This is a genomic window from Nocardia sp. NPDC005978, assembly GCF_040614455.1.
Classification (GTDB): Bacteria; Actinomycetota; Actinomycetes; order Mycobacteriales; family Mycobacteriaceae; genus Nocardia.
The window spans coordinates 15,577-36,500 of the sequence record NZ_JBEXUS010000070.1; the positions used below are offsets into that span (position 1 = coordinate 15,577).

At 69.7% G+C, this 20,924-nt stretch carries 17 protein-coding genes; 7 read left to right on the forward strand and 10 right to left on the reverse strand.

The window, feature by feature from the left end:
• The first annotated feature begins 92 nt into the window (after positions 1-92).
• Positions 93-890, forward strand: coding sequence for an SDR family NAD(P)-dependent oxidoreductase (locus ABZ319_RS26950; RefSeq protein WP_354989283.1), 798 nt, complete (start codon positions 93-95; stop codon positions 888-890).
• 90 nt (positions 891-980) lie between these two features.
• Here the strand turns inward: ABZ319_RS26950 and ABZ319_RS26955 are convergent, their stop codons facing one another.
• Together ABZ319_RS26955 and ABZ319_RS26960 are read right to left on the reverse strand one after the other, a co-directional pair.
• Positions 981-1,397, reverse strand: coding sequence for a cytochrome c oxidase subunit 4 (locus ABZ319_RS26955; protein ID WP_354989284.1), 417 nt, complete (start codon positions 1,395-1,397; stop codon positions 981-983).
• A gap of 13 nt (positions 1,398-1,410) precedes the next feature.
• Positions 1,411-2,406: a cytochrome c oxidase subunit II gene (locus ABZ319_RS26960; protein WP_354989285.1), complete on the reverse strand. Its 996-nt coding sequence runs from the start codon at positions 2,404-2,406 to the stop codon at positions 1,411-1,413.
• A 431-nt stretch (positions 2,407-2,837) separates the two neighbouring features.
• Here ABZ319_RS26960 and asnB point away from each other — a divergent pair, with 431 nt between their 5' ends.
• A complete protein-coding gene (gene asnB, locus ABZ319_RS26965) occupies positions 2,838-4,859 on the forward strand; it encodes an asparagine synthase (glutamine-hydrolyzing) (protein ID WP_354989286.1) in 2,022 nt (673 codons plus the stop codon).
• Between the two features lie 61 nt (positions 4,860-4,920).
• On the opposite strand, the gene ABZ319_RS26970 is transcribed toward asnB, so the two are convergent.
• On the reverse strand, positions 4,921-5,298 hold the full coding sequence (locus tag ABZ319_RS26970) for an ankyrin repeat domain-containing protein (RefSeq protein ID WP_354989287.1): 378 nt from the start codon (positions 5,296-5,298) through the stop codon (positions 4,921-4,923).
• Positions 5,299-5,431: 133 nt separating this feature from the next.
• Here ABZ319_RS26970 and ABZ319_RS26975 point away from each other — a divergent pair, with 133 nt between their 5' ends.
• From ABZ319_RS26975 to ABZ319_RS26990, 4 genes are all read left to right on the forward strand, one after another.
• The gene (locus ABZ319_RS26975) at positions 5,432-6,805 is read left to right on the forward strand and encodes an FAD-dependent oxidoreductase (RefSeq protein WP_354989288.1); all 1,374 of its coding nucleotides are present in this window, start codon (positions 5,432-5,434) and stop codon (positions 6,803-6,805) included.
• A 226-nt stretch (positions 6,806-7,031) separates the two neighbouring features.
• Positions 7,032-9,647, forward strand: coding sequence for a hypothetical protein (locus tag ABZ319_RS26980; protein ID WP_354989289.1), 2,616 nt, complete (start codon positions 7,032-7,034; stop codon positions 9,645-9,647).
• Between the two features lie 21 nt (positions 9,648-9,668).
• Complete coding sequence (locus tag ABZ319_RS26985) at positions 9,669-10,112, forward strand: hypothetical protein (protein WP_354989290.1); 444 nt, start codon at positions 9,669-9,671, stop codon at positions 10,110-10,112.
• Positions 10,109-12,664: an Hsp70 family protein gene (locus ABZ319_RS26990; protein ID WP_354989291.1), complete on the forward strand. Its 2,556-nt coding sequence runs from the start codon at positions 10,109-10,111 to the stop codon at positions 12,662-12,664. Before ABZ319_RS26985 ends, ABZ319_RS26990 begins: the two co-directional genes overlap by 4 nt.
• Positions 12,665-12,668: 4 nt before the next feature.
• Here the strand turns inward: ABZ319_RS26990 and ABZ319_RS26995 are convergent, their stop codons facing one another.
• Genes ABZ319_RS26995 through ABZ319_RS27005 form a run of 3 tightly spaced genes read right to left on the reverse strand, consistent with a single transcriptional unit; the run spans position 12,669 to position 15,231 of the window.
• Positions 12,669-13,346 carry a methionine ABC transporter permease gene (locus ABZ319_RS26995; protein ID WP_354989292.1) on the reverse strand — a complete coding sequence of 226 codons (678 nt, stop codon included), beginning with the start codon at positions 13,344-13,346 and terminating at the stop codon, positions 12,669-12,671.
• Positions 13,343-14,395 carry a methionine ABC transporter ATP-binding protein gene (locus ABZ319_RS27000; RefSeq protein ID WP_354989293.1) on the reverse strand — a complete coding sequence of 351 codons (1,053 nt, stop codon included), beginning with the start codon at positions 14,393-14,395 and terminating at the stop codon, positions 13,343-13,345. The genes ABZ319_RS26995 and ABZ319_RS27000 overlap by 4 nt, the downstream gene beginning before the upstream one ends.
• Positions 14,392-15,231: a MetQ/NlpA family ABC transporter substrate-binding protein gene (locus ABZ319_RS27005; protein ID WP_354989303.1), complete on the reverse strand. Its 840-nt coding sequence runs from the start codon at positions 15,229-15,231 to the stop codon at positions 14,392-14,394. Before ABZ319_RS27005 ends, ABZ319_RS27000 begins: the two co-directional genes overlap by 4 nt.
• 172 nt (positions 15,232-15,403) lie before the next feature.
• On the opposite strand from ABZ319_RS27005, the gene ABZ319_RS27010 reads away from it, so the two are divergent.
• Positions 15,404-16,258: a MetQ/NlpA family ABC transporter substrate-binding protein gene (locus ABZ319_RS27010; protein ID WP_354989294.1), complete on the forward strand. Its 855-nt coding sequence runs from the start codon at positions 15,404-15,406 to the stop codon at positions 16,256-16,258.
• A gap of 16 nt (positions 16,259-16,274) precedes the next feature.
• Here ABZ319_RS27010 and ABZ319_RS27015 read toward each other — a convergent pair whose 3' ends face one another.
• From ABZ319_RS27015 to ABZ319_RS27030, 4 genes are all read right to left on the reverse strand, one after another.
• A complete protein-coding gene (locus ABZ319_RS27015) occupies positions 16,275-17,471 on the reverse strand; it encodes a saccharopine dehydrogenase NADP-binding domain-containing protein (RefSeq protein ID WP_354989304.1) in 1,197 nt (398 codons plus the stop codon).
• 539 nt (positions 17,472-18,010) lie between these two features.
• Entirely contained in the window at positions 18,011-18,832 is an 822-nt protein-coding gene (locus ABZ319_RS27020; RefSeq protein WP_354989305.1) for a PaaX family transcriptional regulator C-terminal domain-containing protein, read from the reverse strand.
• A gap of 198 nt (positions 18,833-19,030) precedes the next feature.
• Entirely contained in the window at positions 19,031-19,906 is an 876-nt protein-coding gene (locus ABZ319_RS27025; RefSeq protein ID WP_354989295.1) for a hypothetical protein, read from the reverse strand.
• Positions 19,907-20,009: 103 nt separating this feature from the next.
• Positions 20,010-20,861 carry a DUF4239 domain-containing protein gene (locus tag ABZ319_RS27030; RefSeq protein WP_354989296.1) on the reverse strand — a complete coding sequence of 284 codons (852 nt, stop codon included), beginning with the start codon at positions 20,859-20,861 and terminating at the stop codon, positions 20,010-20,012.
• Positions 20,862-20,924 lie beyond the last annotated feature (63 nt).

Consider the following 20,924-nt stretch of genomic DNA (forward strand, 5'->3'; position numbering starts at 1 on the left):
CAGCAGCCCTTGGGCGCGGTCCGCATCGGTAACGTCGGCGGGATGCCGGTGCACCATTCAGCTCTCGTAACGTGAGTGAAGGTTGCCGTCCCATGATCGAATTTCGTGCTGCCCGCCGCACGCACCCCGCCGGTTCCGTCGCGGGCAAACGCATTGTCATCACCGACGCGAGTTCCGAGGTCGGTCGCGCGACCGCGCGATTACTGGCCTCCCGCGGCGCAGAGGTACTCCTCGTCGCGCGCCGCGGGAGCCTGCTCATCGAAGACTGCGCCGCCATCATCGAATCCGGCGGGCAGGCGCACTGGCACCGCTGCGACATCTCCGCCCTGGGCGACGTGGACGAGCTGGTGCGCTGGCTGCGCGCCGAGTTCGACAGCGTCGACGTCCTGATCAACAACGCGGGCAGGCCCGCCCGGCGCCCGGTGCTGCAGTCGCTGGACCGCTTCGCCGACTATCAGCGCATGATGGCCACCAACTACTTCGGCCCGCTGCGCCTGACCCTGGGCCTGCTGCCCGCCATGCTCGCCGGCGGCTCGGGGCACGTGATCAATGTGGGCCCGTGGAGCCCGGCCACCGGCCCGGCTCCCAACTTCGCGTCCTACGCCAGCTCCCAGGCCGCCTGGACCACGTTCGGGCAGTGCGCGGACGCCGAGCTGTCCCCGCGCGGCATCCACGTCACCACGGTCCACTATCCGGCGGTGCACATCGACGCCACGGCATCGGACCGCCACGGCGGGCTGTACACCGCGGACCCCGGCGAGGCGGCGCGCTGGATCGAGACCGCGGTGCGCACCCGCCCGTCGACGATGCAGCCGCGCTTCCCGCGCGCCCTGCTCACCCTGACGGGCCTGACCCCGCGCACCCGGCTCCGGCACGCCCTGGGGATCTGAACGGCGCGAGCAGCCGGTACACCCCCTACGACAAAGCGAAGCGCCCCATCCGGATTCGGATGGGGCGCTCGCGGGTTCAGCGGTTCGAACTCAGTGCTTCTCGGGTCCGAGGTGGTACTCGAACACCAGACCGGCCGAGGCGATCAGGATCAGCACGACACCGATGGCGATCAGCCAGTACTGGAAGAACGCGAAGCCCAGGGCGGCCACGGAACCGGCGGCCGCGAGCAGGATGGGCCAGAACGAGCCGGGCGAGAAGAAGCCCAGGTCGCCGGCGCCGTCGACGATCTCCGCCTCTTCGAAGTCCTCCGGACGCAGGTCCAGGCGGCGCGCGACGAAGCGGAAGTAGGTGGCCACGATCAGGGACAGTCCCGCCGACAGCACGATGGCGGTGGTACCGGCCCATTCGACGCCGGTGCGCGACTGGGCGGTGAAGTAGCCGTACACCACGGCCACGATCACGAAGAAGACCGTGATCAGTTCGAAGATGCGAGCTTCGACCTTCATGTCAGTTCAGTCCTCACTTGGCTTCCGTGAGGCCCGCGCCGCGGGCCGTACGGTCGGTGTTGAAAGGCTTGGTGGTGACGGCCACCGGCTCCTCGCCGATCTCCGACAGCGCCGCGGCATTGGTCTTGCCCGCCTCACGCGCCTTCAGGTACTGCTCGAACTTCTCCGGCGAGACCGCCCGGACCTCGAAGTTCATCATCGAGTGGAAGGTGCCGCACATCTCGGCGCAACGCCCGACGAACGCGCCTTCCTTCTCGATCTTCGTGATCTGGAAGATGTTGTCGGAGTTGTTCTCCTTCGGGTTCGGCATGACGTCCCGCTTGAACAGGAACTCGGGCACCCAGAAGGAGTGGATGACGTCGGCGGCGGCCAGCTGGAACTCGATGTTCTTGCCGGTCGGCAGCACCAGCACCGGGATCTCGTTGGAGGTGCCGATGGTCTCGACCCGGTCGTAGTTCAGGTACGAGATGTCATTGGCCGGCAGGCCGTTGTTCGGGCCGGGCGAGGGGTGCCCGTGCTCGTTGACCTGCTCCTCGTACTTCTCCCGGATCTCGGTGTTCATGCCCTGGCGGGCCTTGTCGACACCGTCGAACTGGTAGCCGCCCTTGAAGTCGACCTTCTGGTAACCGAACTTCCAGTTCCACTGGAACGCGGTCACATCGACCACGACATCCGGGTTGTCGACCTTCTCGTGGACGTAGTTCTGCACGACCACGGTGAAGTAGAACAGCACCGCGATGATGAAGAACGGCACCACCGTGTAGCTCAGCTCGAGCGGCACGTTGTAACCGGTCTGGCGGGGGAACTCCGGGGAGTTCGGCCGCTTGCGGTGGAACGCGATCGTCCAGAAGGTCAGACCCCAGACCAGCACGCCCATCACCAGAGCGGCGATCACGGACCAGGTCCACAGTTCCCGCATCTTCGTGGCCTGCGGGGTGACACCCGAGGGCCAACCGAATCGCAGCCACGGGTTGTCGATCGAGCAGCCGGAGACGAGCATCGCGGTCATCCCGAGGGACACCGCCAGCCCGGCCCGCCGAAGGATGCGGCCCTGCCGACCCTGGGCGGATCGTGCCCCTATCGCTTCGCTCGCCTTGTGCGCCACGCTCAACGCCTTCCTGGTCGTCTATTCGACTGGCGTCGCCCGGGCTCCCTTCCGCCGGGCGACACAACTACAGCACGTTTGGGAGCTCCCGGCGAGGTTCGCGCACAACGCGCGATCCGGTCCAGGAGTTCCCGAGTACTACGCAGCGTAGACCAAACCTGGCCGGTCATTGTGATGGGGTCCGCTTCGACACTCCGGAAAGCTCATAAGCCGTGGATACGGCCTCTCGCGGCGTGATCCGCACGCGTGCGGCATACTCGGACAGTACGTTTCGCGTGCCGACGCGCGAACATCCCCGCATTTCCCTTGACTCCGGAAACGAGGTTCTGCCCGCAGTGTGTGGACTGCTCGGATTTCTGACGGCTCAGACGGCTACTACCCCGGACGGGCGGACGGTCGAGACCACCGCGGCGCAGGTGTACGAGGCCCTGCACTGCCAGCGCCACCGGGGCCCGGATGAGAAGGGCACCTGGAACGACGATCGCATGATCTTCGGCTTCAATCGCCTCTCCATCATCGACATCGAGCACTCGCACCAGCCGCTGCGCTGGGGCCCGCCGGAGAACCGGGAACGCTACGCCCTCACCTTCAATGGCGAGATCTACAACTACCTCGAGCTGCGCGAGGAACTGACCGCCGCGCACGGGGCCGAGTTCGGCGACTCCCCCATGTTCGCCACCGAGGGCGACTCCGAGACGATCGTCGCCGCCTTCCACTACTGGGGTCCCGAGGCCACCAAGCGCCTGCGCGGCATGTTCGCCTTCGCCATCTGGGATACCGAGCTGAACAAGCTCTTCATCGCCCGCGACCCGTTCGGCATCAAGCCGCTGTTCCTGGCGACCGGCCCCGGCGGCACCGCCTTCGCCTCGGAGAAGAAGAGCGTCCTGGAGCTGCTGCCCGAGCTCGAACTCTCCGATGCCCTGGATCCGCGCGCGCTCGAGCACTACACCGTGCTGCAGTACGTGCCCGAGCCCGAGACGCTGCACCGGGACATCCGGCGGCTGGAGTCGGGCTGCTACGCCTGGGTGGAACCCGGTGCGGCCCCGCGCATCACGCGCTACTTCGATCCCCGGTTCCGGGTGGTGCCCTTCGGCAAGCCCGACGACGTGAACCCGCACGTCCCCACCACCCGCCCGACCGGCGTCCGGCCCAACACCCCGGCCAACCGGTACCGCGAGATCGCCGAGGCGCTCGAGGACTCGGTCGCCAAGCACATGCGCGCCGATGTCACCGTCGGCTCGTTCCTGTCCGGCGGCATCGACTCCACCGCCATTGCGGCGCTGGCGATCCGGCACAACCCGAATCTGCTGACCTTCACCTCGGCGTTCGAGCGCGAGGGCTACTCCGAGGCCGACGTGGCCGCCGAGACCGCGGCCGCCATCGGGGCCAAGCACTTCATCCGCACGGTCACCCCCGAGGATTTCGCGGGCGCGATCCCCGAGATCGTCTGGTACCTGGACGAACCCGTCGCCGACCCGGCGCTGGTGCCGCTGTACTTCGTGGCCAAGGAAGCGCGCAAGCACGTCAAGGTCGTGCTCTCGGGCGAGGGCGCGGACGAGCTGTTCGGCGGCTACACCATCTACCGGGAACCGCTCTCGCTCAAGCCCTTCGAGTACCTGCCGAGCGGGCTGCGCAAGCTCGCGGGCAAGCTCTCGGATCGCATTCCCGAGGGCACCCGCGGCAAGAGCCTGCTGCACCGCGGCTCGCTGAAGCTCGAGGATCGCTACTACGGCAACGCCCGCAGCTTCAACGACGCCCAACTGCGTTCGGTGCTGCGCGATTTCCGCCCCGAGTGGACGCATCAGGACGTGACCGGCCCCATCTACGGCAGCCAGCATCGCGACATGGACCCGGTGGCACGCATGCAGCACCTGGACCTGTTCACCTGGCTGCGCGGCGACATCCTGGTCAAGGCCGACAAGATGACCATGGCGAACTCCCTGGAACTGCGGGTGCCGTTCCTGGATCACGAGGTCTTCAAGGTCGCGGAGAAGATTCCGTTCGAACAGAAGATCACCAAGCAGACCACCAAGTACGCGCTGCGCCAGGCGCTGGGCGACATCGTGCCCGCGCACGTGCTCAACCGCGCCAAGCTCGGTTTCCCGGTCCCGCTGCGGCATTGGCTGCGCGGCCCCGAGCTGCACGACTGGGCTAGGGAGCAGATCGCCGACAGCCAGACCGACCACCTGCTGAACAAGGCCGCCATCGCGGCCATGCTCGAGGCGCACCGCACCGGCCCGGTGGATCATTCGCGCCGGTTGTGGACGCTGCTGGTCTTCATGATCTGGCACGGCATCTTCGTGGAGGACCGCATCAAGCCGGAGATCCAGGAGCCGGTCTACCCGGTCAACGTGTAGCCGCGTACCGAAACACGGGGAGCGTCCGCCGCGGCGGGCGCTCCTTCGCGTCGCGCCCCGGCTAGGGGAAGAGCTTCAGCAGATCGGTGCGCTCGAAGGTGATCGCCGTCTCGCGAGCCGAGGGCGCCCCGGCGTCGGGGTCCGCACCCGCGGCCAGCAGCGCGCCGATGACATCGGTGTCGCCCTTGAAGACCGCGCCGGACAGCGGGGTCTGCCCGCTGTCGTTGAGGACGTTGGGGTCCGCGCCGTGGGCCAGCAGCGTGTCCACCGCCGCCGCGTGCCCATAGTAAGCGGCGAGCATGAGCAGATTGTCGCCGCGCGCGTTCGTCAGCTGCACCGGCACCCCGGCCTCGAGATAGGCCGCGAGCTGTGCGGCGTCGCCCTGGCGCGCGAAATCGAAGATGCGCGTGGCCAGCTCCAGGACTTTGTCATCGTCCATGTCATCGATACTCACGAAGTCCAGTACTACCAGGTTCGCGGCGGCCCCGAAGGGCGGTGCGCGAACCTCGCACCGGGGAACGGTTCGGCATGTGCGCGACCGCCCGCGCGCCCCGCGCCGTACCGTCGTACCCATGAGCGATCGCCTGGTGATCATCGGTGGGGATGCGACGGGTATGTCGGCGGCCTCGCAGGCTCGTCGCATGCGGCCGGCGGCGGAGCTCGAGATCGTGGTCTTCGAGCGCGGAAACTTCAGTTCCTTCTCCGCCTGCGGCATTCCGTACTGGGTGGGTGGGGACGTGGAGCACCGCGATCACCTCATCGCCCGCACGCCCGAGGAGCACCGCTCGCGCGACATCGACCTGCGCATGCGCACCGAGGTCGTGGAGATCGACCCGCCGGGCCGCCGCGTGCGGGCCCGGGATCTGACCACCGGGGCCGAAAGCTGGCTGGACTACACCGATCTGGTCATCGCCACCGGCGCGACTCCGATCCGCCCGCCCATCCCCGGCATCGACGCGCCCGGGGTGCACGGCGTGCAGACCCTGGACGACGGGCAGGCGCTGATCGACACCCTCGATTCCACCGACGGCCGCCGGGCGGTGGTGGTCGGCGCGGGCTACATCGGCGTGGAGATGGCCGAGGCCCTGATCAATCGCGGCTACCAGGTCACCATGATCAACCGCGGGTCCCAGCCGATGGCGACGCTCGATCCCGATATGGGCGTGCTCATTCGAAAGGCGATGGACGGCATGGGCATTCGCGTCCTGTGCGACGCCGAGCTCACCGCTGTCCACACCGACGACGCGGGCCGGGTCCGGGCCGTCGCCACCGCCGACGCGGAGTTCCCCGCCGACGTGGTGGTGCTGGGCATCGGCGTGCGCCCCGCCACCGATCTGGCCCGCGCCGCCGGGCTCCCGCTCGGGGCGTCCGGCGGTCTGCGCACCGACCTGGCCATGCGTGTGCGCGGGCACGAGCACATCTGGGCGGGCGGCGACTGCGTGGAGGTACTGGATCTGGTCTCGGGCACCGAACGCCATATCGCGCTGGGCACCCACGCCAACAAGCACGGCCAGATCATCGGGGCCAACATCGGCGGCGGGTACGCCACCTTCCCCGGCGTGGTCGGCACCGCGGTCAGCAAGGTCTGCGAACTCGAGGTGGCCCGAACCGGCCTGCGCGAGAAGGACGCCCACGCGGTCGGCCTGCAGTTCGTGACCGTCACCATCGAATCCACCAGCCGCTCCGGCTATTTCCCCGGCACCGCCCCCATGACGGTGAAGATGCTCGCCGAACGCCGCACCGGCCGCCTGCTCGGTGTGCAGATCGTGGGCCGCGAGGGCGCTGCCAAACGCATCGACATCGCCGCGGTGGCCCTGACCGCCCGCATGACCGCGGAACAGATGATCGCCCTCGATCTGGGCTACGCGCCCCCGTTCTCCCCGGTCTGGGACCCGGTCCAGGTCGCGGCCCGCAAAGCGGCCGTCGCCGTGCAGAAACGCGGGTAGCGGGCGCGGGCCGGGCGACTCGGTGCCGCACGGTCCCACCGGTCGCCGGGTGGCCCGCTCCGCGACGAAGCGGTCCCCGCGATGTCCGTGGCGCGGCAACGATTCCGAGCGGACCGGTTGACGAAAAGGGCCGGGCGAGGGATATTCTCGACTTGGGCAGGGGGCGGATTCGGGTGGCTATCCCCGGCACGCTTTCCCGATACCGCCCTCCAGCAGGAGTTTTCGCGTGAACTGGCCATGGTCGCGGGGCGGCGAGGAGCGACCGGTCGAACCGGTGCGAGAGACGACGCCCGAGCCGGCGCGGGGCGCGCGGCGCGACGAACGCCCCACGGGGCCTTCGGTCTTCGAGACCGAGGTGACGCGCGCCGAACAGGAGACCGACCCCGCCGTGCGCACCCGCGCGGTCCTGGCCGCGGTCCAGGCGCTGCTGAACCGCTACGACGACGCCGAACTCACCCGCGATCGCGCCGGGGTGCTGGCCCGGCTCGTCGAGGCGGCCCCCACCGCACCGGATGCCGCCGTGCGCCTGCTGTGCGAGGTGGCCGACCGCTGCGCCGTCGACCCGCGCGCCGCGCACGAGGTGTTCGGCGCCTGGCTGCGCGAGCCCGCCCCGGCCGAATTCGCGCGCACCTGGTTCTCGGTGAGCGGCCTGCTGGCCGAGGACGCCGAACTCGCGGCGTGGCTGGCCAATTCGGTGCGCACCCCGGGTCCGGCGGTCTCGGACGAGTTCCGGCGGGCGGCCCGCGGGCATCTGTCCGGCCTGCTGGACAAGGAATTCGAGCACTACCAGTTCACCGGCCCCACCTCACCGGTATGGCTGCTGCTGTACGCGCTCGGACCCGCGAGCAGACCCGACTGGTTCCTGCTGGTCGGCGATCTGGCCGCCGAACGCGGCGAACAGGACGAGGCCGCCCGGCGCTACGAACTGGCCCAGCGCTTCGGCGGCGGCGAGCAGGCGGCCGAACGCATTCGCGCGCTGCACGACATCGGCGCGTACCACCGTCTGGCGCGCGGCATCACCGCCGGCGACAAGCTGAAGGGCCCCGGCACGCCAAGCCCCTACCGGAACCTGGTGGTGAGCGCGGCCGCGGTCATGTCCGGAACCGCGCCCGGCGACCGGCTGACCGAGGTGCTGCGGGCGGGCGAGCAGCGCCTGCTGCCCACCGCCCTCCTGCTCGCCGCCCTGGACCGGCTCCGCGCGGACGACCGCGACGGCGCGCGCGAGCACCTGCGCCGGCTGCTGGGCACCACCTCCGCCGACGAAACCCTGCTGGCCAACGGGCAATTGGCGCTGGGCACGCTGGACACGGACGTCGAGCTCGTCACCCGGGGCGCGCGCACCCTGCTCGCCCGGCACGGCAGCGCCTGGCCCACCCGCACCCTGCTCGATCCCACGACCCTGCTGACCGCGGTCGCGCACCACGCGCCGGAACTGGTCTCCGAACTCATCGGCGCGACCGGCACGAACACACCGATCGTGACCGAAACCCACGCTCCCGCAACCAATCCGACCGGAACAGTTGTGTCCGGTAGCACCGACACTCGCGCTCCCGCCGGGAGCACGGACGTGGGCGGCGCGGACGACGCGTTGCGCGAGCTGCGCATCACCGTGGCGGGAGCAGACCTGGCGCAGGCCGCCCGCGCGGAACTCTTCGACGCGCCGCGGGACGCCGACCGCGCGCTGGCCCGGGCCGCGCGGCTGCTGGCCGGGCTCGAGGGCGAGGACGCCGGCCGATTGCGTGCCGCCGCGGCCAGAATCGCCGAGATCGCCACCGCCCGCCGCGCCCGCACCGCCGAACGCCCCCTGGAGCGCCTGGCCTACGCCGAACTGCGCACCGGCGGCGATATCCACCCGTGGACGCCGTCCGCGCTGCGCCTGTGGCGCGAGTGCGACGCCGAGCACCCCGCCGACGCCCGCGGCCTGCACCACCTCGCCGTCGCCGCCCACGCCCGCGCGTACGCCCTCGAAATCGCCGGGGACGCCGAGGCTTTCGAGGCCTGGCGCGAGGCCCTGGCGCTGTGGTCCCGGCTGCACGCCGCGGACGACTTCTGGGACGAGCTGCGCACCCGTACGCTCGCGGTCACCGCCGACGGCACCCCCGAGGAGACCACGCTCATCGTCGACCGGGCGCGCGCGGAACTCCCCGGCCAGCTCCTGGAACCACACGTCACGCGCGTTCTGGAACTGCGGCGCGACCAGCTGCCCAGGGCCCGGGCGCATCTGGAGCTCATTCGCACCGCGCCCTTCGCCGCGGACGAGCTGACCCGCGCCCGGACCCGGCTGGCCCGCGAGGCGGGCGCGCAGATCCGCCGCTCGACCCGCGAGGGCCACCTCGAACGCGCCCTCGACGAGGCCCAGATGTGGGTCGAGATCGACGCGGACAACGTCCCGCTCGCCGAACAGGCCCTGGACGTCGGCATCGAAGCCGCCGAGACCGCACAGCGCCGCGGCGACAAATGGGCCGAGCAGGCGCGCACCGTCCTCGAGCGCGTCGAGACCATGGTGCGCCCGCTGTGCACCGAACTCGGCCTCACCCCGGGGCAATTGCTGAGTTCGGCGCTGCGTCCGCGACTGGACGACGCGGACCGTAAAGCCTTCGCCGCCAAACTGGCCCGGCACGAGTTCTGGCTGGGCCTGGCCATCGTGATCTCCACCATCGACCGGCTGCAGAGCAATCCCTTCGAGGATCGCGCCGGTTTCCGGATCGCCGCCAACCACCTCAATACCGCACTGACCCTGGGACTTCCCGACCACAGCCCCTACGACCAGGCCCGCAAGATCCTGGTCGGCGCGGGGCAGTGGGCGCGCTACTCCCAGGGCAGCGCCATCGGCTTCTTCTAGCGTGAACAGGACAACCACATCGTGAACCCCTGGGCTTGGCGCGATCGCAATCCCTACTACGAAACCGCCTTTCAGATCCTGGACCTCGATCCCGGTGCCGATCGGGCCACCACCCGCGCCCGCATCGCCGCCCGCCGCAAGCGGATCTCCTACGACGCCAAGCGCTTCCCGCTCTTCGGCGAGACCCTGACGGTGGCGCAGATCAACGCGGCCGAAGAGGAACTCGCGACCCCGCTCGCCCGGCTGCGGGCCGACCTGCTCACCCACCGGCCCGAAGCCGCGGGCGAGGACCTGGCCGAGCTGGCCGAGCTGCTGGAGTTCAGCCGCACCCTGTCCGCCGCACCGCCGCCCCCGCCGGGCTCCGCCGAACTGCGCCTGCGGCTTTCGGTGCTGCCCGCGCTGGTGCCGCACCCCACCGGCGACGAACCCGTCACCCCGCGTACCCATGAGGAGCCCCTCGCATGAGCATCGTCGCCGGTATCGACCTCGGCACCACCAACTGCTGCCTCGCCATTCCCGCCGACGCGGACATCCCGAACAAGCAGGAGCTCATCGACTCCCGCCGGTTGCGCCCGCTGGGCGGCGCGCTCATCGTCGCCAATCCGGATCTGTCGCTGACCACGCCGTCCGCGGTCTGGATCGGCGCCGACGGCGCCCCGCTGGTCGGCGCGCTCGCCAAACGCAAAGCGCGCCTGCCCGGTTCGCCGCCGGCCATGTTCTTCAAGCGCAACATGGGCACCGACGCCCTGGTCACCGCGGGCCACGCGATCCTCACCCCGCTCGAAGCGTCGGTGCACCTGCTGCGCCACCTCAAGGCCGTGGCCGAGCAGACCCTGGGCGTGCCGATCGACCGCGCGGTGGTCACCGTGCCCGCCTACTTCGAGACCAGCGCCAAGACCCAGACCACCCGGGCGGGCGCGGAGGCCGGGCTGGAGGTGGCCGAAACCCTCATGGAGCCGGTCGCCGCGGCCCTGGCCCACATGCACGAGACCGGTGAGACGCACGCCGAGCGCCGCCGCTTCCTGGTGTACGACCTGGGCGGCGGCACCTTCGACACCTCGGTGGTGTCCTGGGACGCGCAGGAGGGCTTCGCCAGCCGCTCCTTCGACGGCGACCGCTACCTCGGCGGTTACGACTTCGATCAGGCGATCGTGGAGTGGATGATCGCCCAGCTGCCCGCCTACGACCTGCGCACCGAACCCGGCGACGCCGCCGACGCCGAACGCCAGGCCCGGCTGCTGTCACTGGCCGAGACCGCCAAGCACGACCTCACCCGCGAGACCGAGACCGAGATCGTCAGCCAGGATCTCGAGGACCGTGCTGGCACGCCCATGAGCATCAACCTGCCGCTGGGCAGACACGAATTCCAGCGCATGATCGACGCTTTCGTGCGCGGCACCCTCGAGCACTGCGCCGACGCGGTCGACAAGGCGCGGCTGAAACCCGGCGATCTGGACGAGATCGTGCTGGTCGGCGGCTCCTCCCGGATCCCGCTGGTCGCCGAGCTGCTCGCGGAGCGCTTCGGGGTCACCCCGCGCCTGTTCCATCCCGAACTGGTGGTCGCGGTGGGCGCGGCGCTCAAGGCCGGGAACCTGACCAGCCGCGGCAGCGTGCTCGAGCTCGAACCGCTGGTGCCGGAGGGGGATTGCGCCGACATCGCGGGGCGAGTGCTGCGCAAGCACATCGCGGCCGCCGAGGTCGTGGTCGAGGTGCACCCCGACGGCGGCGACCCCGTGCGCGAGACCATCACCGATGACGAGGGCGCGTTCCTGTTCATCGAAATCCCGCTCCCGAGTGGCGAATGCACCATCCGGGTACTGGCCGACGGCACGGAGATCGCCGCCGAACGCCTGAGTGTGCGGGTCGAATCCGGCCCGGCCGTACCGGATCTGGCCGGCGACATCCTGGCCCACGATTTCTCGGTGGAGATGCTGGACCGCCAGCTGTGCCGAGTGGTCAAGGCCGGCACCAAGATTCCGCACCGGGTCTATCAGCGCCTGGAGACCGCCAATCGCGGCACCACCCTGGCGGTGCGCCTGTACGAGGGCTGGATTCCCATCGGCGAGGTGAAGATTCGCGACCTGCCCGACAACCTCGAGCCCGGCACCCCGGTCGAGCTGACCCTGGAATTCGCGGCGGGCTGGACCATTCACGCCGCGGTCCGCATCCCGCACCTGGATCGCTCGGCCACCGCGGCGATCGAGATCCCGGTGCGCGAGGTCGCCCCCTGGTCCGAGTTGCGTACCCGCGCCGCGAGTGTGCGCACGGATTGGCAGCAGGTGCGCCGCGAGGTGCACCGGGCCGAGGCCGCCAAGGCCGAACCCGAAATGGCACAGCGCCTGTCCGCGCTCGAACCCCTGATCCTGCGCACCCAGGATCAGGCCAAGGCGCACCACCTGCTGCTCGAGGCCGAGACCATCGTGCAGGGTTTGTTGAACAGCCACGGGCCGGACGACTACCTCGAGCCCCCGCTCTCGGAGTTCGAGCGCGATCTGCGTCAGATCGACGAGATCATCCTGCTGCTGCAGCGCACCGAACCGGATTCGGCCCCGGCCTTCCGGCTGCGCCGCGACGACCTCGAGGCGCAGGGCCGGGCCGCCTACGCGGCAGGCGATTTCGTGGCCTGGCCGCGCGTCAACGAGAAGCTCGACGACCTGATCCGTGAAGGCATGCGGATTCCCGCCATCCGCGAGATCGTCATCATGCAGCAGACCCCCTCGGCGCTGCGCGGCTGGCTGCGCGAGCGCATGGACGAGACCGATATCGCCATTCGCGCCAAGTACAGCGACCTGCAATCGAATCCGCGCCTCGAGGCCCAGGACCGCGCCAAGCTTCCCGGCCAGCGCGACGACTTCCTCGGCGAGCTGGCGGCGATCTCGTTCGCCATCGACGAGGTGGATCCCGAACGCCCCTCGGCGCCCGAACAGCTCCGCAATATCTACTACGACCGGCTCCGGCCCCTCGACCTGCGCGTCAGCGGGTGGGGTCGAGAGGCCGGAATGCGGCAGTCGCAGTAGTCGATCAGCGGCGTAACACCTTGCGGGCCAGCCAGTTCCCGACGAACTGGATGGCCTGCACCCCCGCGATGATGATGAGCGTGGCCACCAGGGTGACCTGCCAGTCGAAGCGCTGGTAGCCGTAGACCAGGGCGAAGTCACCCAGGCCACCGCCGCCGACGGTGCCGGCCATGGCGGACATGTCCACGATGGCGATGATGATGAAGGTGTAGCCGAGGATCAACGGCCCCAGTGCCTCCGGGATCAGCAGCGTCGCGATGATGCGCAGCGGCGTCGCGCCCATGGCCCGCGCCGCCTCGATCACCCCCGGGTCGACCGTGACCAGGTTCTGCTCCACGATGCGGGCGATGCCGAAGGAGGCGGCGACGATCATGACGAACGCGGCGGCCTCGGTGCCGATCGTCGTGCCGACGACTTCGAGGGTCACCGGTCCCAGGGCCGCGAGCAGAATGATGAACGGAATCGGGCGCACCACGTTGACCAGGAAGTTGAGCACCAGGTTGATGGGCGCGTTGGCCAGCAGTCCGCCCTTGCGGGTGGTGTAGAGCGCGGTGCCCAGGGCCAGGCCGATGAGCCCGCCGACCACGAAGGTCAGCAGCACGAGGTAGATCGTGGTGCCGATGGCCTCGATCAGCACCGGCTGCAGTTTGTCCCAATCGGTGGGGACGGCGGCGTAGTTCACGCGCTCTTCCGATGCTCGGCGCCGCGCTCGAGATCGTCCACGACCCGCGCGACGGCATCCTCGGGTCCGTCCAGCGCCAGGGTGATGCTGCCGAAGGTCTTGTCCTGCAACGAACTCACCCCGCCGTAGACCACCTCGAAAGCGACGCCCGCCCGCGCGGCCACGGTCAGCGCCGCGCCGATGCCGCGCTCGTCGTCGACATCCACGGTGACCAGGCGGCCCGCGTGCTTCTCGCCGAGTCTGCGCAACTCCTCGGCGGTGGGCCGATTGTGCAGCACGGTCTCCACGAAGGAGCGGGTCGGCGCGGCCTGCGGATCGGCGAACACGTCGAAGGTCCTGGCCAGCTCCACGATTCGGCCCTCGGCCAGCACCGCGACCCGATCGGCGACCGCCCGGATCACATCCATCTCGTGGGTGATGACCACGATGGTGACGCCGAGCTCGCGATTGATCTTCTTCAGCAGCCGCAGCACCTCCCCCGTGGTCTCCGGGTCCAGCGCCGAGGTGGATTCGTCGGCCAGCAGCAGGGTGGGCGAGGTGGCCAGCGCGCGGGCGATGCCCACGCGCTGCTTCTGCCCGCCCGACAGCTGATCCGGATAGCTGCGCGCCTTGTCCGTCAGTCCGACGAACTCCAGCAGTTCGGCGACCCGGGCCTTGCGTTTGTCGCGCGGCCAGCCCGCCACCTTCAGCGGGTACTCGACATTGCCCGCGGCCGTGCGGGATCGGAACAGGTTGAACTGCTGGAACACCATGCCGATGTCACGCCGCAGCCGCCGCACCCGCGACTCCGAAACCCCGGTGATCGGGTCCCCGGAGATCAGGATCTGCCCGCTGGTCGGCTTCTCCAGGGCGTTGATGAGCCGCACCAGCGTGCTCTTGCCCGCCCCCGAGTAGCCGATCACGCCGAAGATCTCGCCGCGCTCGATACGCAGATCGATGTCCTCGAGCGCGGTGTGCCGTTGCTTACCGGCCTGGAAAACCTTGGTGACCGAACGGAATTCGACGGCGGGGTGGGCGTCCGCCCCGCCGTCGGCGACCGGGTCGCTCACTTCTTCTCGCGGATGGTCTGCTGCACGCGCGCCAGGATCTGCTCCAGTTCCGGACCCGCGCGGTTCACCTCGACCGAGGTGCCCTTGGAGGTTTCCGACACCGCCTTCTGCACCTCGGGGTCGTGCCAGATCTGCACCAGCTTCAGGTACGTGGCGTTGTTCTTGTCCGCGGCCCGCGTCACGAAGGTGTTGATGTACGGCTCCGCGCCCGGACTCTTCGGATCATCCTTGTACAGCGCCGAACTCGGGTCGATGCCCGACTTCTGCAGGAAGGTGTTGTTGATGATCGAGCCGTCGACCGAGGCCAGCGACAGCGCGGTCTGGGCGGCGTCGACCGGGGTCACCTTGACCTTGGACGCGCCCTTGTCGACGTCGGCGGGCGAGGGCTGGCGCACATCCCCGGACAGCTTCAACAGCCCGGCGGACTGCAGCACGAACAGCGCCCGCGCCTGATTGGTCGGGTCGTTCGGGATGGCGATCTCACCGCCCTGCGGGATGTCGGCGAGGGTCTTGTGCTTCTTGGAGTACAGCCCCAGCGGCACGATCTGCGTGGCCCCGATCGGCGTCAGATCCTCGTTGTTGGCAACGTTGAACTGTCCGAGGAACTGCAGGTGCTGGAACAGATTCACGTCGATCTGCTTCTGCGCCAACGCCGTATTGGGCTGCGAGTAGTCGGAGTACCGGGTGATCTTCAGCGTGATCCCCTGCTCCTTCGCCTTGCTCTCGAACACGTCCCACTGCGGATCGGACTCGGTGGTGCCGATGCGCACCACGTCGGCGGATTCCTCGTCGCTGCCGCAGGCGGTGAGCCCCAGCGTCGCGACGGCCGCTACCAGTACCGGGATCGCCAGTACCCGATGGAATTTCACTCGCGCTCCCGCATGGTCGTCGAAACTGAACCCGACCATGCAAGCCCACCGGCAACCGACCGGCAATGGTTGCGATCCCCCGGATCCAAACACTGCCGCAGGGCGCCTCCGCGCGGCTACTTTGCCAAAAATGCGACAAATGCGCCGTCTTCTGGTGATTCCACTCCTGTTCGCGCTGACCCTGACCGCCGCCTGTGGCAGGGACCACCCCTCGGACGTGGTGCGCATCGGTGTGAACGATCTCGCGCTGCCGCACTGGGAGGTCTTCAAGAGCAAGGCCGGCGACGCGGGCATCACGGTCGAGTACGTCAGCTTCAGCGACTACAACCAGCCGAATCCCGCACTCTCGCAGCGGCAGGTGGATCTCAACAAGTTCCAGCACGTGCGCTATCTGGCCAACTACAACGCCCGCAACAACGACACCCTGGTACCCATCGGCGCGACCGAGGTCTTCCCGCTCGCGCTGTATTCGAAGAAGTACAGGTCGGTGACGGACATTCCACGGGGCGGCGAGATCACCCTGAGCAACAATCCGGCGAATCAGGTGCGGCCGCTGCTGAGCCTGGCCGCGGCCGGCCTGGTCGTGCTGAAGAACGGCGCGAGCTGGGACTCCAAGATCGAGGACGTGGACCCGGCGGCCTCCAAGGTGCGGCTCACCCCCATCGACCCGACGCTCACCGCGCAGTCCCTGGGCAGCGTGGCCGCCGCCTTCGTGGACGACACCTTCGCCCGCCCGGCGGGCCTGACCGCGAACGAGATCATCTACACCGACGATCCCGAGCGCCCGGACCTGAAGCAGTACATCAACGTCTTCGCCGCCCGCGCCGCCGACAAGGACAACCCGACGTACCTGAAACTGACCGAGATCTACCACGATCCGGCGGTCGAGCAGGCCATCAAGGAGGAGTCCGGCTACCGGGGCATCTTCAAATACAACACCCCTGCCGATCTCCAGGCCACCGCGACCGAGCTCGAGGAGAAGTTCCGCAGGTAGGGACTTCCCTTGGGTATCAGGCTCTTTCCAGGATCACGTCGCCGGATTCGGGGAGCCCGAGGTGAGCGGCGAGGTCGGTGAAGAAGCGCCGCGGATCGATCACGGCCTCGGGCGGGCGCACCCCGGGCACGAGCGCGCCGCCGTCGATGACCTGGGACAGGCCCAGCGCCAAGGGAACCCCGGTGACCGTGGCCATGTCCGCGGTCAGGACGAAGGCCTCCACGGCCGCGGGCAGGCGCGCGAGCACCGTCTCCGCGCGCCGCTCCCGGGTCCCGGTCGCCACCGCGAAGAAGGGCGGCAGCGTCCGGGGCGAGGAGAACCACAGCGATGCGAAGGCCGCCCGCAGGCCGCGCAGCACGCCCGGCGCGGCGACCAGGGCCGCGGCCTCGGCATTGGTGAGCCGGCCCGCGTCGAGATCGCGGCGCAGCGAATCCAGGTAGGCGGCCGTGGATGGCCGCACGACCATGAGGTTGGCCGACTCCCCCGTCGGCCGCAGGGTGCGGTGCAGCGTCACCGGCTCGGGATGTCCGCACGTGTACGCGGTGCCGCCCAGCCCGCCCGGCAGGTCCAGCCGCACCGCCCGCAGCGGCCGCCGGCGCACGATCCGCCCGTCCCCCACCTGCGCGACGGTGCCGCTCAACTGCTGCATCCAGTGCACCGCGGCCGCCGACGGCCGCCCCTGCGGCCCCACCAGCTCCCCCATGTCCGGATTCATCCCGCCGGCGTCCACCGGCCACGCCGTGTAGATGTCCCGCAGCACTTCGAACTCCCGCGCCGCCGCCAGCGCCAGCAGATTGCTGACCCCGGGGCTGGCCCCCATGCCGATGACCGCGCACACCCCCGCGGACCGCGCCCGCTCGTCGAGCTCGAGCATCTCGAGCGTGGGTTCCCAGTCGTCGCAGATGTCGAGGTAGTGGGTCCCGGTCTCGATGGCCGCGCCCAGTACGCCGACACCGAATTCGTAGTACGGCCCAACGGTATTGAGCACGACGTCCGCGGCATCGAGCGCCGCCCGCAGTTCACCCGGATCGGTGATGTCAACCCGCTCGGCGCGAACCGGCACGGTCTCCGCGGTGAGCGTCGACGAAACCAGCTGCGCCGCATGGAGATCGCGGTCAGCGACAACGATCTCCGACACCCCCGCCAACCCGGCGGCGGTCCGCACGGCAACGGCCCCCATCGCCCCGCCTCCACCCAGTGCCAACACCCGCATGAGGTCCTCCCAACCTTCAAGATCGTTCACATTCGATACGATCGACGGTATCACGAACGATAGTGCGCTACGGGAAATCGCCCACACCGCCGAGGCCTGCTCCGGACCATCCACAGCATCGGCAACGGAATCAACACGCGGACAGAAGCTCTCATCGATTCCGGCTCCCTGCCCGCGCCGTTCACGCGGCACACCCGCTACGGACAGGGCGTCACAGACAGCGCGGACCCGGACGAGCTCGATGGTTGCGCGAGTCCGTTCGGCAATGCGAGGTGAGGCGATCGCCACCGGGCATCGCATGATCGACAGCTCGGAGGGCGGGCCGTAACCACCCGCCGGCGAACAGGCCGGCCGGCCTGGAGGCCGGCGAACAGGCGCGGCGCCGACCGGACCGGCAGCGGTGTCGAGGGCGCTGAGCAGAGGGAAATCGATTCCCTGCCCGCCGAGACCGGGCGCGACGGTGCGGAATCGAGCGCGTATCCCGCACCCCCGCGCGCACCGCGGCCCGCACTGGACGACGCAGTGGTCGCCCGGCCCGATCAGCGCCCGGCGGCGACCTCTCCGAGTACCTCGGCATAGACCTCGAACAGCTGAATCGACTCGCCCGCACGGGTTTTCAGCAACTCGGCCCAGCAGCGCGCCACCAGCTCACGCGCCGCCGCACCGGGCCACGGCGACGGCAGCAGTTCCGGGGGCAGCAGCGGATCGGGATCGGTGGCGCGGTCGAACTCGGCGGCCAACTCGACGGCGATGGTGAGATGTTCGGTGGGGGTGAGGGGTTCGGCGGCGTGCAGCCGGTCGAGGTGGCGTTCGGCCGCCAGCGCCAGCCGCCGCTGCCCGGCCGCCAGGCGCTCCAGCGGCCACAGTCGCGCGGCGAGATCACGTGGCGTGCCGACCGCCCCGATCCGCAGGTCGGTGGAGGTCATCGTGGTGATGAACTCGCCCACCGCGAATTCCGCCGCCGCGGCCGCGATCCGCGCCTCCCACGGATTCGCGCACACGTACAGCCCGCCTTGAATCGGGGCCCCGCCAAGGTGAACGATCCTGTCCCGCATGGCATCCCGGGCATGGCGCACCGACTCCGGCACGGCGAACGCCACGAGGTGCCAGACGCCGTCCCAGGGCGCGTCGCCGCGATCCTGCGCGTACATGTAGCGCAGGTAATCCACGTTCGGCGCGACCGACCGGCGCAGCGCCTCGGTGGCGCGCAGCACCGCCTTGCGGCCGCGCCCCTCCTGCGTCACCTGCCCGTCGCCGATCAACCGGCGCACGCACAGCCGCACCTGCTGATCACTCATGCCCAGCGCGTTGCCGACCGCGTACAGCTCACCGGCGTCGATGGTCGAATCCGCCCGCAGCATGCTCTCGACCAGGGTCCGGGTGGGCACACCGGCGTTCGCGCCGTCCTCACCGCCCACCGCGCACCCCTTCCGATCCGGTCATCGGCCCATCCTACGATCGCGCCGCCGCCGCCCGAACCGGCCCGGTCCGCAGCGGCTACCGGGTCGGCCCGCGCACGGCCGAACAGCGGCCGGCGTGCGCGACGCGACGATCCACCCTCACTCCCCGCGACTGCGCGCGATCTTGGCGCGCGTCGCGGCGATGATCGTCAACACGATGACGGTCATCATCTGCAACGCCGACCAGGGCTCGGGCTCGGGCAGCGGTTCGCTCGCCGGAAACGCCCGCGGCGGCGGGGGAATCACCCGCGGCGGCGGTGGCAGGAACGGCACGAGCTCGGGCACCACCGCCGGAATCACCTCGGGGGCGGGCGCGGGCGCGGCGGCCGGCGCGGCCGGGAACCCCAGCGGAATACCCGGCGACGCCAGCGGCATCGGCAACAGCAGCAGACAGGTCAGCCCCGCGCTGCCCAGCACGGCGCTGCCGACCACCACGCTGCCCAGCCCGCTCGACCCCGGCCCGACCAAACCGCTGGAGCCGGGCACGAATCCGGGCCCGATGAGCCCGGAACCGAAGCCGCTGCCGGTGAAGATTCCCAGCGCCAGCACGGCGCTGCCGACCACGGCACTGCCCGTGCACGCGGTCAGCACACTGCCGTTCTCGAAACCCAGGGACTCCCCGAGCGTGCCCGGCGCGGCCGCCGCCGCGTGCCCACTGCTGAGCGCGAGAGCCTCGGCCGCGTCGAACACCGGCTCGAGAATCCCCGCCGCACTACCGCTGCCCAGCGGAATGCCCACGGCCGCGGCGGCATCGGGCAGCCCGAGCGCACTGCCCGAAGGCAGTCCGCCCCCGGACCCGCTCGCCGCCGCGCCGCTTCCGGTGCCCAGTCCCAGCGCACTGCCGGACGGCGCGTCGATCTCGCCGCCCGAGGATCCCGCCGAACCCGCACTGCCGCTGAGAATCTCACCGATCGACGGCAGATCCGGCTGCGCCAGCGCCGATCCCGGCTGCACCGCCAGCAGAATCGCGGCCACGGGAACCGCCGTCGCTACCGCCAGCCCGCGTGCGGCTCGCTGTTTTCGCCCCATCGTCTGTCTCCGAATGCCTTGTGCGAATGACTCGTCCGGCCCCGCCCGATCAGCGCGGGGTCACGCTCACCGCGGGATCGACCCGGACCGGTGCGGGTTCGGGCGCCGGAATCTGCTCGAACCGCGAGATCGCGAGCTCATAGGCTTCCTTGGAGATGACGTTGCCGCCGCCGAAGGGCCGATCGAGCTGGTACACGGCCAGAATCACCGCGCCGACCACGAACCCGAAGAGCGCGGTCATCAGGATGCTGCGCTTGGTGACCGCCATCCCCGACAGCACGGTGCCCACCAGCAGCATGCCGGTGCCGAACCACAGCGCGATGTACATGAAGGTGGGCAGCCGGTATTCGGCGTCCAGGGCGCGGTCGTACCGGGCCTCGGCGATGACATCCAGTGCCCCGTCGGCCTTTTCGACCAGATCCTTCACATCCGGATCCGGCGAACTCACCCCGCCGACCGCAGCGCGCAGGTCGTCGAAGGTCGCCTGGGTGGTCTCGCTCAGCGCGGAATCCTCGTCCATGGATTTCCACTCGTCGGTGATGACGCCCTCGGTGTACTCCTTCACCAGCGACTGAATCTCTTTGCGATCGGCCTCGGGCAGATCATTGGCCGCCTGATACGTGACCACCAGGGCTTTGCCCTCGGCCACGGTGTGCGCGTGCGCATTGTCGTACTGCTGCCACAGAATGACGACCACGAAGGCCACAATGGCCGCGAAGAACATATTCACCAGATCCAGCACCATGGTGCTGGAGGCTTCGTCGTCGTCGTGCCGCCACCGCGCCGGACGCATCCGATCGCCGAGTATGAATACCGCGACCGCCACCGCCGCGAACAGTACGAGCGCACCCATTTGCAACGCCATGATCGACTCCGCCTCCCAGGCCACGGGGGAACTCATTCATCAACATATTCGGGGCTGCGGGCCGGTCGGATTGCGTACAGCAACTAAACTGTTATGCCG

Bases quoted from the DNA above. Each gene is read 5' to 3' on its own strand.
- ABZ319_RS27030 (WP_354989296.1), bottom strand. From the start codon at position 20,861: ATGAGTTCCCCCGTGGCCTGGGAGGCGGAGTCGATCATGGCGTTGCAA.
- ABZ319_RS26955 (WP_354989284.1), bottom strand. From the start codon at position 1,397: ATGAAGGTCGAAGCTCGCATCTTCGAACTGATCACGGTCTTCTTCGTG.
- ABZ319_RS26975 (WP_354989288.1), top strand. From the start codon at position 5,432: ATGAGCGATCGCCTGGTGATCATCGGTGGGGATGCGACGGGTATGTCG.
- ABZ319_RS26970 (WP_354989287.1), bottom strand. From the start codon at position 5,298: ATGGACGATGACAAAGTCCTGGAGCTGGCCACGCGCATCTTCGATTTC.
- ABZ319_RS26960 (WP_354989285.1), bottom strand. From the start codon at position 2,406: ATGACCGCGATGCTCGTCTCCGGCTGCTCGATCGACAACCCGTGGCTG.
- ABZ319_RS26950 (WP_354989283.1), top strand. From the start codon at position 93: ATGATCGAATTTCGTGCTGCCCGCCGCACGCACCCCGCCGGTTCCGTC.
- ABZ319_RS26990 (WP_354989291.1), top strand. From the start codon at position 10,109: ATGAGCATCGTCGCCGGTATCGACCTCGGCACCACCAACTGCTGCCTC.
- ABZ319_RS27010 (WP_354989294.1), top strand. From the start codon at position 15,404: ATGCGCCGTCTTCTGGTGATTCCACTCCTGTTCGCGCTGACCCTGACC.
- ABZ319_RS27015 (WP_354989304.1), bottom strand. From the start codon at position 17,471: ATGCGGGTGTTGGCACTGGGTGGAGGCGGGGCGATGGGGGCCGTTGCC.
- ABZ319_RS27020 (WP_354989305.1), bottom strand. From the start codon at position 18,832: ATGCTGCGGGCGGATTCGACCATCGACGCCGGTGAGCTGTACGCGGTC.